The organism is Hominiventricola aquisgranensis (assembly GCF_040096225.1).
Lineage (GTDB): Bacteria > Bacillota > Clostridia > Lachnospirales > Lachnospiraceae > Hominiventricola > Hominiventricola aquisgranensis.
This window is the reverse complement of record NZ_JBBMFC010000041.1, coordinates 1-11,561: the sequence shown is the minus strand read 5'-3', so window position 1 is coordinate 11,561 and position 11,561 is coordinate 1. Positions and strand designations below refer to the sequence as shown.

The window sequence follows — 11,561 nt, the reverse complement described above, 5'->3', positions numbered from 1 at the left end:
AATACAAAGAAACGCCAAAACCGACATTTGCCGGAATTGGCGTTTCTTATATTAGGGACTTATTTTACAGCCCCTTATTGTTATTATATCATTCAAAAAACTGTAGTTCCTCCAACACCCATAGCGTACCTCCTTTAGATGAATATGCATCTTATATGATATTATAATATTCCATTTTAGTTGTTATGTCAATTATGTTGATATCGACTTACAGTCGTTCCAACATCAATTAACGAATCCGCATTTTCAGCATGCTCTTCATTTTTAGAAATGCTTTTACTTTTCCAGCTTCCGTATAACCAAATTACATTTGTATACAATTTATCTGTCGAATTTTCATTTGCTCTTGCAATGTAATAATAAAAATATGGCATAAACTTGATATATGTCTGATGAAGTGATTGATAGACTACTGTTTCATCTGCTGTAAAATGCCTGAAATGTAATGCAAAATATTCCATATTATTTAATACACGGTTGATCAGATTCGACATAAATGCAATGCTTACAGAAGTAGAATCAATCTTAAGAACACGTTTTTTCTTTCCTGCTACTATCTGTTCCTCTTCTTCCCCTCGAATATTCATTTTCAAATTGTAAATATCATTTGCTTCCAAAACAGCTTTCAAAAAATCAGAAGATTTCTGTAATTGCTGTAACCCCTTTATCTGATTGGGTGTAAGCAGCCTTTCTAATTCTGCTTTATCGAAACGCTGCATACTTTCAGTATGAATCGTATCAAGAATCTTTGTTGCTCCTGATTGATCAAAAACATATTTAATTGCCGGAAGATAGATTAAAATATTATCTTTATAATATTCGGATAGATCAATTGCCCGTTGAACTTGACTTAATTCCAGATCTATCTTTGTGCTTTTACGCGACAAATAATATTGCCATACAGCAACAATTACACCTCCACTAACAAATAAACTACTTGCGATTTGCGATACATAATATGCTGTTTCTATCCACGGAAAATTGACCAGCTTATAATAATATAAGCATCTCACCATCATTACTTCAAAAATACAAAGACCCAATAAAATAACTAAAACTAAAAATTTACGAGATTTATAAAACTGCTTCTCTGTATCGTTCTTTGTCATTCATCTTATCTCTCCGTTTCTATATGCTGCTATTATAGTAGCATAAAAACAGGTTTTATGATTTTGTTTTTGCGAAATCAGCTTTCGATTTTTCGAAATCCGTAAAAAAAAGCAGCGGTCTTTTAACGATCGCCACTTTTTTATTTACACACACTACATCTTAGCCACTTTCTCAAATTCGTCCTGAATCTCTTTGGATGGAACCGGAGTCAGAAGGCTGACGATCACGTTCACAGCCAGGCCAACCAGGAATGCCGGAAGAAGCTCGTAGATTCCAAGTGCGCCACCCATGGGACGGATCAGGAATTTCCATACAAATACCATAACTCCACCGCTGACCATACCAGCCAGTGCACCCTGCAGAGTGGAGCGTTTCCAGAACAGTGCCATCAGAACCAGTGGTCCGAAGGAAGCACCGAAACCTGCCCATGCAAAGGATACGATCTGGAATACAGAGCTGTTCGGATCTCTTGCGATAAATACACCGATCAGAGCAATGATCAGAACGGTGATACGCGCGATCAGCATACCGGTCTTCTCACTCATATCCTTCATAAATACTTCTTTCAGAATATTCTGAGAAGCGCTGGAGGATGCCGCCAGAAGCTGAGAATCTGCGGTGGACATGGTCGCTGCCAGAATACCTGCCAGGATCAGACCTGCTACGATAGCAGCCAGCACACCATGCTGAGAGATCACGCCTGCCACCACGATAATGATGGTCTCCGGATCCTCCAGTGTCGGGATCACGCCGACTTTGGACATTGCATTACCGATTACTCCGATGAAGACTGCAACAAACATGGAGATCACAACCCATACAGTTGCCACTCTTCTGGAAAGCTTCAGCTTCTTTACATCTTCAATTGCCATAAAACGAAGCAGTACATGAGGCATTCCAAAATATCCAAGTCCCCATGCCAGCATGGAGAAGATCGTCAGGATTCCATAAGGTGATGCTGTTCCAGTTGCCGCATCATGGATCTGTGTCAGACTGAAGTATCCTGCCATGGACTGCGCATTGGCCATAACTGCCTCAAAGCTTCCGACTTTCGTGATACCAAAACCAAATACCACAATAATCGCCAGTGTCATAACGATACTCTGTACAAAGTCCGTGGTACTTGCTGCCAGAAATCCGCCCAGAGTCGTGTAAGCCACAATCACAATCGCACTGATGATCATAGCCGGAACATAATCAAGACCAAACAGATTTGCAAATAATTTTCCGCAGGCAGCAAAACCGGATGCGGTATAGGGTACAAAGAAAATAATGATCAGAACTGCTGCGATCACAGACAGTGCTCTCTTTTCATCACGATACCGATTAGAAAAGAACAACGGCAGCGTGGTGGAATTGTTACACACATGGGTATAATTACGAAGACGTTTTGCAACCAGGAGCCAGTTTACATAGGTTCCGATGGCAAGACCAATGGCTGTCCATGCAGCATCTGCAGTACCTGTCAGGTATGCAACTCCCGGAAGTCCCATAAGAAGCCAGCTGCTCATGTCAGATGCTTCTGCACTCATGGCCGTCACAAACGGGCCTAATTTTCTGCCTCCAAGATAAAAATCGTCGGTAGTCCGGTTCTCCTTTGCCAGAACTGCACCGATGGCTACCATTCCAATCAGATAGACCAGAATTGTCGCCAGCATCAAGATCTGTATAGTACTCATTCTTGTTCTCCCTCACGTTCTATATTTATTTTCTGCAAAAAATACTTTATTTTCGCATATGTCATGCATTCTAGCACAATATAAAACAGGATACAATACAGAGTAAAGTATAGACTTTATTCTAGTTTTTCGTCTTCATACTTGCAATCATCATCGGAAATTTACACTCTGCCTCTTCTGACAGAGAGTATTCGCCCTTCCGCAGACACCATTCATACAGAAGCGCCCGCTCACACATGGCATAATAGCGCACCAGCTCATTGACCCGCATATCTGCCCGGAGCGTTCCCTGCTCCTGTCCACGGGTGATGATCTTCCGAAGCAGCTTATAATACGTCCTGCCATGATCCAGCAGCGGCCGGTCACCGTGAGTGGTGAGCTGCGTGGAATAAAGCCGGGTCAGAAGCTCCATGTTAATGGTCTCTTCAATCATGGTCAGCAGTTCACGGTTCAGATATAACAGCACCTCGTAACTGTCTGCATCATCTGCGATCGTCGGCTCCAGTTCCTCGTATTTCTCATCCATCATATAGGCAAGAGAACCGAGCAGTGCATCTTTTCCTTCAAAATAATGGTAAAAAGATCCCTTGGAAGTCCCGGACTCTTCAATGATTTCCTCTATGGTCGTGTCCTCGTACCCCTGCTCATAGAACAGTTTCCATGCAGCAGATACGATCTTACTCTTGGTTTTCTTGAGATTTTTCTTAGCCATTCTGAGACTTACCCTTTTGTTTCCGGTTGTATTTCCTTCAGTTTATGAATACAATCCAACATTGCCTTCAGTGCCTCTTCTTCGTCTTCACCTTCACACTGGATCGTCACTTCTGTTCCCGGGCAGATTGGAAATGCAAGAAGACTCATAAGACTCTTACAGTTTCTCTCATGTTCACCGCTCTGCAGTCTGATGCGGGAACGGAATTTGTTTGCCTGGTCTACCAGCATGCTCGCCGGTCTCAAATGGATTCCTTCTTCATTCTGTACAGTTATATTTTTACTTACCATAATCAGTTTCCCCCTGTCATACAGCTCCTAGTATAACATAAACAGAGTGCGTCTGCACGCACTCTGTAGAAGTTTCATATATTGTTAACAATTCCGTAACGGCTTACTGCCTTTTACTTCATCTTATTTGATGATCTCAAACAACGGCTTGCATGCCGGGTAGATCTGACGGAACTGCTGATATCTCTCTTCGTATTTTGCTACCAGTTCCGGCTCCGGCTCTACAGTGCCGATGATCTTCACAAGCTTATCTGCTGCCGCTTCCACATTTTCATATTCTCCGCAGGCAACAGCTGCCAGCATGGCTCCGCCCAGTGCCGGTCCTTCCTCGCTCTCGATCATATCTACTTTCAGATTCATGACATTTGCAATGATCTTTCTCCACAACGGGCTCTTGGCTCCACCACCACAGATCTTGGTGCGCTCAATCTTGATCCCCAGTGATTTTGCCACCTCCAGAGAATCCCGCAGTGCAAATGCCACACCTTCCAATACTGCCTGCGTCATATCCGCCCGGCTGGTATCCATCGTCATGCCAATGAATGTTCCTCTTGCATTCGGATTATTATGCGGGGAACGCTCGCCCATCAGATACGGCAGAAAATATACATGATTCTCGCCAAGCTTTGTGATAGCTTTCTGCTCCTGGGCATAGTCTTTGGTCCCGATGATCTCATCCATCCACCATTTATTACAGGAAGCTGCACTGAGCATGCATCCCATCAGATGATAATGTCCGTCTGCATGAGCAAACGCATGCAGGGCATTGTGCTTGTCTACGCCAAATTTTTCAGAGGAAATAAAAATCGTTCCGCTGGTTCCCAGAGAAATATTGCACATTCCATCACCAACAGTTCCGGTTCCCACTGCTGCCGCCGCATTGTCTCCGGCTCCGGCTGCCACCTTCACTGTGTGCGGAATTCCAAGCTCGTCTGCAATCGCCGGAAGCACGGTTCCCACGGTCTCATAGGATTCATAGACCTTTGCAAGCTGATTCTCTCTGACTCCGCAGATCTTGCACATCTCCTTTGACCAGCAGCGGTTCTTTACATCGAAGATCAGCATACCGGATGCATCTGATACATCCGTACAGTGTACACCGGACAACCGATAAGCAATATAATCCTTCGGAAGCATGATCTTTGCGATCCGTGCAAAATTCTCTGGTTCCTTATTCTTTACCCACAGAATCTTCGGTGCGGTAAATCCGGTAAAGGAAATATTCGCTGTGTATTCAGAAAGCTTCTCCTTTCCGATCACATTGTTCAGGTAATCGCATTCTTCATAAGTACGGCCATCGTTCCACAAAAGTGCCGGTCGAATCACCTGATCCTCCTTGTCCAGGATCACCAATCCGTGCATCTGTCCGCCAAAACTGATACCTGCTACCTCTGATCTGTCACAACCATCCAGCAGTTCTTTCAGTCCGTCCATCGTTCCTGCAAACCAGTCCTCCGGATTCTGCTCCGACCAGCCCGGATGTGGAAAATAAATAGGATATTCTCTGGAAACAATCTTCCTGATCTGTCCTTCTCCGTCCATCAGAAGCAATTTAACTGCAGATGTCCCCAAATCCACTCCAATATAAAGCATATTATAACCTCCTCTTTACTTTATCGCCCTTCCCCGCGTTTTGTTATTATATTACCGTTATCAGACTCTCTTTTCAACCGTTTGTATATAATTTTTACAGAACATTCCATAAAGATCCGGGAGAATCTCTGATTCTCCCGGGTCTTTATGATTACACATATTTGTCTTGTATATTCTCTATCCCGCATATGGAATGGATTCAAAATACTGGTCTTCGGTGATGCCGTTGATCTTGTGATAGAATTCAGAGTCACCTTCCGGCTCTGTATAATGGATCTCACCAGATACTTTTCCATCCGTCGTCTCAAACAGAGCGATTCCTGCATCGTTGGTGCCGGTGATGCGGATCTGTGTGCCTGTCTGCAGCGTAGTCTGTCCGCCATTGACAGATACAGGAAGCTCCCTAGTCACCGTCAACACACTATATGGATAATTATCTATATCCACCTGGAAAAATTCCTCATCCGGCACTAATTTTCCATCGTCGCCAATGCTGTATGTCATGCTGCACTGATAGCTGCCAAACACGTTAACATTTTTCTTAAGCATCAGCATTCCATTTTTGCGGCCGCCGGCAGAGACACTGCCATCACCGATGAACAGATTATCCTGCTGATCTTTAAGCTTCAGTTTGCCGTCCGTCACTTCATAGAGAAACAGTTCGTAGTCATCGGATGCATGATCTGCAACCAGCAGAACAAACACTCTGCCATCCTCCAGGTAGAGGATCTGGCTGTCACACAGGCGGTCAAAATATTCGGTCTGCTCTTTCTGTTCATTCAATTCAATGGTCAGGGTTCCACCGCCAAACTCATTTTTCTGATCCATGTAGACGTTGAGATCGCCGTAGTTCACCGGGGTGTTGCCGGATCCTGTCTGAGCCACTGCTGCGTCACTGTTTCCAGAGTCTGTCTGAGCCACTGCTGCGTCACTGTTTTCGGTCTGCTGCGCCCCGCCTCCCAGCCTGCTGGTGCGGATCTTTGTGACGGTTTCTTCCATCAACTCCCCATTTCCTGCAGATATGGTCTCCGGCGTAGTATAGTCCGGATTCAGGTAAGAAGCATAGGAGCTGTATGGAAGCGGCACGGTCACGGCTCCCATAGCATACGGACCTACTACATAAGGATTGAAGATGACCATGATCCCCGACTCATTCAAGTACCAGTTAAATCCATCCTCACCTTCCCAGATCTGTTCTACCGTATCCTGATAATCTTCAAATAATCCATCGCTGTAATTTTCCTGCAGATATTTATCAATATCCTTTGTGGCCTGCTGACGGAACGAGGGCATGTCTGCCACAATGTCCTGGATCTTCAGTTCTTCGCCGGTCATGGTATCAAAGGTGGTTCCATAATATGCATAATCGCCATGAATCCCACCTGTATAATCATTATTGTAGCTTCTGAGACTAATCACCTGAGAATCTGCGCGCATCACATTATAACTCTGAAAACTACTGTAATAGTAGGAGTACGTACCTAAATCTTCCATACCGGAGACCGTACTCATACTCTCCAAATCATTTTCCGCATATTCCGATGTCTTTTCTGCATTTTCCCAGAATGTGGATGCATCAGCCTCTGACCAGTCATTGATTTTCTGAGCGGCTGCATCATTTCCCGGAATCTCCACCTGGAGCTGCTGTGTCTCCGCATGCATCAGCCACTTAGAGCCATCATCGCTGTGCCAGTCCTTTTGCTGATTCTCCATCTGGATCAGAGGGGCACCGGTTGCTGCCTGTTCGATATTCGCATCCGTCTGTGACCCATCGGTCTGCGTCTCTGTGGTCGCATTTTCTGACTGTTCCTGATCTGCTGCCGTAGCCTGATCTGTACTGGCTATTGTGTCATTTCCACAACCTGCCAGTGCGGCTGCCATCCATATGGCCATTCCAAGTAATAACATTCGCTTTTTCATACGTTTCCTCCTCTTTTGCATATCGCCATTCCAAGTCATACATGTATCCATCAGGGGTGCATCCATAGTGCATTTTACAAATGCAACTCTGTGTGCCCGGATCACTGTGTATCCAGTTCGATCTCAATATAATCGCCCAGCGCATGGGGCACTTCCATGCAGATCCACACTTTTCCATCCGCCAGATAAGAATACCCATACGGTGCTGTACCGTCTTCTGAGTAATCATAGCCAGCCAATGACTGCGCCAGCGCATCCGGACTGTCATAGATGGCTTCCAGCCGTTCCCGGAAATAATCTGCCAGATCTTCCTTCACATAATAACCGGTGCCTGCAAACATATTTTCTGCAAGCTTTTCCACATCCACATGATCCTTCAGACGAATGCTCTCACCGGTGTTCAGGTCAATGTTGTAGGTGTATTTGAACGTGTATTCCTCTGGCGTATCCGGTGTATTTACCGTACCGTCCATCAGGATCGATAAAGTGTCCGGAGTCATGGTCTTCACCGTGTAAGTCACACGATAAGTTCCATTGCCCTCCCACTGATCCATGACTGTCTGCTCCGTTGCCAGCATGATCTGGTTCCATTTTTCCTGGATCCGTTCATCCCGGAAGCCCTCGATCTGCGGGCAGGAGATCTCCAGCCCGTCTCCGGTCAGCTTTTCCTCCCGGATCTGATAAGTTGCCTCCGTATACGGATACATTTCCAAATATTCCTCGTAAATGTTATGACCCGTCTTCAGCACTTTTCCATCTACTGTCACCAACAGCAGTTCACTCTGGTAACAGTCAAGAAATGTATCTGTCAGACTTCCCATCACAATATATTCACCGGAAGAACCAAGCTTGTTCACGTACTCTTCAAATGCCTGGTTCAGATCCAGCATAACGACCTTGTCCCCACCGTAAGTTCCAAAAGAAATGGAGTTGATCCCTGCATTTTCGTCCATTTCCAACGCCTCTGTCAGCTCCCGCATCACTGTATTTTCTGTGATCTCATTTACATAGACGGTGTGCTGCACAATATTTTCTGCGCTCTCATCTCCACTGTATACATGGAGCCTGATGCCCTCTGGCGTCTCCTCTCCTTCCGGCTTCACAACCTCTTCCACCGGCGTCACGGTCTCCTGCACCTCCGTCAGAAGCTCCGAACCAGAATCCTTTTTCCCACATCCGACCATGCTGATACACAGCACCGCCAGCATCATATATTCTTTCCATTTCTTCATATAGGCAATCCCCCGTATCTATAGGGTCAGTTCTCTCTGATCCCTGTATGCAACTACCCAAGGTCACGCAGCTTGTATCGTTGCTTCTGTTTATTATATGAATTTCAGGCTTTTATTATAGCAAGAATATATTATATAACTATTACAAACTTCTTAAGTTTTGTGGAAGAGAGGGGGTGAATTTTGTCTCATTTTCATTGACCACATCCCCTCTGAACAGGTACAATAGAATTACCAATCAAAGGAGACTTTAAATGATGTTTCAGAATTTTTATCCGAATAAATTGATCCGCTCAGTCTATGAACTGAACTGGGAAGAATTGTCCAGAACCTATGGCGGCGTGATCTTCGACATTGACAATACACTGGTTCCCCATGGCGCAGCGGCCGACGAAGCGGCGATCCAGCTTTTTGCCCGGATCCACAACCTTGGCATGAAGACCATGCTGGTATCCAACAACGGCGAAGCGCGGGTAAAGCCTTTTGCACAGCAGGTACAGACTGACTACATTTATAAGGCGGGCAAGCCGAAGGTGGAAGGCTACAATAAAGCCATGGCGAAAATGGGAACCGATCCGAAGCACACCCTGTTCATCGGTGACCAGATCTTCACCGATGTGTGGGGAGCCAACCGGGCTGGCATCTACACCATGCTGACCCAGCCTGTTGACAAATCCACCGATGAGATCCAAATCGTGATCAAACGCTGGTTTGAGGGACCTTTCCGAAAGGAGAGATAGAAAATGAAGCTCATCTTTCATATTGATGTCAATTCTGCATTTCTGTCATGGACGGCATGCGGGCTGTTGGAGGAAGGTGGGGTGGATGACTCTGCATCCTGTGCTGACCTCACCCAGAAAAACACCTCTGATCCTGCAAGCGACGCCGCAGTCAACGCCCCGGCCACCGACATCCGTGAGATCGCCTCTGTCATCGGCGGCAGCGAGAAGAGCCGCCACGGAATCGTACTGGCGAAGAGCACACTTGCCAAACAATATGGGATCGTCACAGGCGAACCACTCTTTCAGGCCCGGCGCAAATGCCCGGGTCTGGTTGTGGTGCCGCCAAATTACCAGTTATACGTGCGAAAATCCGACCAGCTGATCCGCATGCTCCACGAATACACACCGCTGATTCAGCAATACAGCATCGACGAAGCGTGGATGGACATGACCGGCATCCAGGAAGCGCAGGCAGATCCGATGGGATTTGCCACAAGGCTCAAGGACCGGATCCACCGGGAACTTGGATTTACAGTAAATATCGGCATCTCTATCAACCATTTACTGGCGAAGATGGGCAGCGAGCTTCAGAAACCTGACCGGGTACACACCCTTTTTCCAGAGGAAATCCCGCAGAAAATGTGGCCACTTCCGGTGGATGAGTTATTTTTTGTAGGAAAAACTACCGCAGCCCATCTGCACAAGCTGGGCATCCACACCATCGGCGAGCTGGCGCGGACCGACCCGGGGCTTCTGGAAATGCATCTGAAAAAGCATGGACGTGCCATCTGGAAATACGCCAACGGCGGGGAACTGGATGCGGCAGTGTTCGAGCGCAGATCTTCCAAAAACAAAGGTTATGGAAATGAGACTACACTGCCGGATGACGTGACTGACATGGAAACTGCCTGCCAGGTGATCCTGTCCCTGTGCGAGACCGTTGGTGCAAGACTTCGTCAGGATAATATGAAAATATCGGTAGTCGGCGTGCACGTGAAGGACAATTCTTTCACTGAGAGAAGTCGTCAGACCAGCCTTCGCACTCCAACCAATTCCACAAATCTCATTTATGAAGAAAGCCGACGTCTTTTCCGTGAATTATGGGATGGCAGGCCTCTCCGCCTGATCGGCGTGTTCACTTCCAAGGCAGAACAGTCCGAGTACGAGCAGCTGGACCTTTTCCAGACTGCAAGAAATGAAAAACAGGAGAAGCTTGATAAGGCCATCGATCAGATCCGTAAAAAATACGGCGAAGACAGTGTGCGCCGCGCCCGCTTCCTCGACGGCGAAATGAACCATATGGCAGGCGGTCTCAATAAAGAAAAAAGCCGCTATCGGCAGAGGCGGGAGGAATAAGTGAAAAAGCCATCCGCCAAAATTGACAGATGGCTTCTTCGTATAATATCCACATTTTCTATTTTCGCAAAACAAATGTTAGTATATGAACAATCAGCGTGGGATCAGACTGACTATTTCAGCACATAAAAACGCTGCTCCCCACATTTACAAGAAGCAGCGTCTTTTTACACGAACATAAAATACTTATTTATTATATTTTGCTTCGATGTTACAAATCTTCTGCACACGTTCTGCATGTCTGCCGCCCTCGAAGGTTGCTCCGAAAAACGCATCCAAAATCTTCTTTGCCAGCTCATTTCCGACAACACGTGCACCAAATGCGATGATCTGTGCATTGTTGTGTCTGACTGTCATCTCAGCTGAATACGGCTCGCTGCATACTGCCGCGCGGATTCCCGGCACTTTATTTGCCGCCAGAGAAATTCCGATACCAGTTCCACAGATCAGAACACCTTTCTCAACTTCACCGGCAATAATAGCCTCTGCAACTTTCTGTCCCTGATCTGGATAATCTACTCGAACTTTTGCATCATATGCACCGTAGTCTACGCACTCATAACCCTTCTCGGTCATGTACTCCATCAGTTCTTTTTTCAGATCAATCGCTGTATGATCGCAGCCAAAACCCACTTTCATTTTACTCGTCCTCCTCAAGACTCAAGATGTTTTTATTGTAGCAGATGTAGTTACAATTTTCCAGTGTATCCTATCACAAAAAAGTTTCCTTTATTATGTTCTCAACCTGTTCGCAGTCCAGCGGGTGATATGCGGTCTCGTAAGTTGTTAACAGATTGATTGTCGGAATGACCTGGCAGCTGGCATACATTTTCAATTTTTCAAATGCACGGTTAGCATAAGCCGACAGATCGGGAGTATCCCAAAGTTTGTGTAAACCTCCAAACTGATGTAAGATAAAATTACTCAGTTTGGAGGTTATTTTTATG

Annotated in this window: 11 protein-coding genes; 2 read left to right on the top strand and 9 right to left on the bottom strand. The window is 45.9% G+C overall.

Annotated elements, in window-relative coordinates:
- Positions 1-188: 188 nt before the first annotated feature.
- The 7 genes from WMO62_RS14700 to WMO62_RS14670 all read right to left on the bottom strand — a co-directional run bounded on the left by WMO62_RS14700 (position 189) and on the right by WMO62_RS14670 (position 8,536).
- Positions 189-1,109, bottom strand: coding sequence for a DUF4760 domain-containing protein (locus WMO62_RS14700; protein ID WP_349145142.1), 921 nt, complete (start codon positions 1,107-1,109; stop codon positions 189-191).
- A 153-nt stretch (positions 1,110-1,262) separates the two neighbouring features.
- Positions 1,263-2,789, bottom strand: coding sequence for a sodium/proline symporter (locus tag WMO62_RS14695; protein ID WP_349145141.1), 1,527 nt, complete (start codon positions 2,787-2,789; stop codon positions 1,263-1,265).
- A 121-nt stretch (positions 2,790-2,910) separates the two neighbouring features.
- Positions 2,911-3,501 (bottom strand): TetR/AcrR family transcriptional regulator, encoded by a 591-nt coding sequence (locus WMO62_RS14690; RefSeq protein WP_117497030.1) that lies wholly within the window; start codon positions 3,499-3,501, stop codon positions 2,911-2,913.
- A gap of 8 nt (positions 3,502-3,509) precedes the next feature.
- The gene (locus tag WMO62_RS14685) at positions 3,510-3,791 is read right to left on the bottom strand and encodes an HPr family phosphocarrier protein (protein ID WP_118440054.1); all 282 of its coding nucleotides are present in this window, start codon (positions 3,789-3,791) and stop codon (positions 3,510-3,512) included.
- 123 nt (positions 3,792-3,914) lie between these two features.
- Entirely contained in the window at positions 3,915-5,384 is a 1,470-nt protein-coding gene (gene xylB, locus WMO62_RS14680) for a xylulokinase (protein WP_349145140.1), read from the bottom strand.
- Between the two features lie 177 nt (positions 5,385-5,561).
- The gene (locus WMO62_RS14675; RefSeq protein ID WP_349145139.1) at positions 5,562-7,304 is read right to left on the bottom strand and encodes an RsiV family protein; all 1,743 of its coding nucleotides are present in this window, start codon (positions 7,302-7,304) and stop codon (positions 5,562-5,564) included.
- A gap of 101 nt (positions 7,305-7,405) precedes the next feature.
- Positions 7,406-8,536, bottom strand: a complete 1,131-nt coding sequence (locus WMO62_RS14670; RefSeq protein ID WP_349145138.1) for a hypothetical protein — start codon at positions 8,534-8,536, stop codon at positions 7,406-7,408.
- 257 nt (positions 8,537-8,793) lie between these two features.
- On the opposite strand from WMO62_RS14670, the gene WMO62_RS14665 reads away from it, so the two are divergent.
- Entirely contained in the window at positions 8,794-9,276 is a 483-nt protein-coding gene (locus WMO62_RS14665) for a YqeG family HAD IIIA-type phosphatase (protein WP_349145143.1), read from the top strand.
- A 3-nt stretch (positions 9,277-9,279) separates the two neighbouring features.
- Positions 9,280-10,614: a Y-family DNA polymerase gene (locus WMO62_RS14660; RefSeq protein ID WP_349145137.1), complete on the top strand. Its 1,335-nt coding sequence runs from the start codon at positions 9,280-9,282 to the stop codon at positions 10,612-10,614.
- 186 nt (positions 10,615-10,800) lie between these two features.
- Here the strand turns inward: WMO62_RS14660 and rpiB are convergent, their stop codons facing one another.
- Positions 10,801-11,253: a ribose 5-phosphate isomerase B gene (gene rpiB, locus WMO62_RS14655; protein WP_117497040.1), complete on the bottom strand. Its 453-nt coding sequence runs from the start codon at positions 11,251-11,253 to the stop codon at positions 10,801-10,803.
- A 73-nt stretch (positions 11,254-11,326) separates the two neighbouring features.
- The coding region (locus tag WMO62_RS14650; protein WP_349145136.1) for a hypothetical protein at positions 11,327-11,561 on the bottom strand (235 nt) is incomplete at its 5' end.

Excerpts from the sequence above, each read along its gene's own strand:
- xylB (WP_349145140.1), bottom strand. The coding sequence starts at position 5,384 with ATGCTTTATATTGGAGTGGATTTGGGGACATCTGCAGTTAAATTGCTT.
- rpiB (WP_117497040.1), bottom strand. The coding sequence starts at position 11,253 with ATGAAAGTGGGTTTTGGCTGCGATCATACAGCGATTGATCTGAAAAAA.
- WMO62_RS14685 (WP_118440054.1), bottom strand. The coding sequence starts at position 3,791 with ATGGTAAGTAAAAATATAACTGTACAGAATGAAGAAGGAATCCATTTG.
- WMO62_RS14665 (WP_349145143.1), top strand. The coding sequence starts at position 8,794 with ATGTTTCAGAATTTTTATCCGAATAAATTGATCCGCTCAGTCTATGAA.
- WMO62_RS14670 (WP_349145138.1), bottom strand. The coding sequence starts at position 8,536 with ATGAAGAAATGGAAAGAATATATGATGCTGGCGGTGCTGTGTATCAGC.
- WMO62_RS14700 (WP_349145142.1), bottom strand. The coding sequence starts at position 1,109 with ATGACAAAGAACGATACAGAGAAGCAGTTTTATAAATCTCGTAAATTT.
- WMO62_RS14660 (WP_349145137.1), top strand. The coding sequence starts at position 9,280 with ATGAAGCTCATCTTTCATATTGATGTCAATTCTGCATTTCTGTCATGG.
- WMO62_RS14675 (WP_349145139.1), bottom strand. The coding sequence starts at position 7,304 with ATGAAAAAGCGAATGTTATTACTTGGAATGGCCATATGGATGGCAGCC.
- WMO62_RS14695 (WP_349145141.1), bottom strand. The coding sequence starts at position 2,789 with ATGAGTACTATACAGATCTTGATGCTGGCGACAATTCTGGTCTATCTG.
- WMO62_RS14690 (WP_117497030.1), bottom strand. The coding sequence starts at position 3,501 with ATGGCTAAGAAAAATCTCAAGAAAACCAAGAGTAAGATCGTATCTGCT.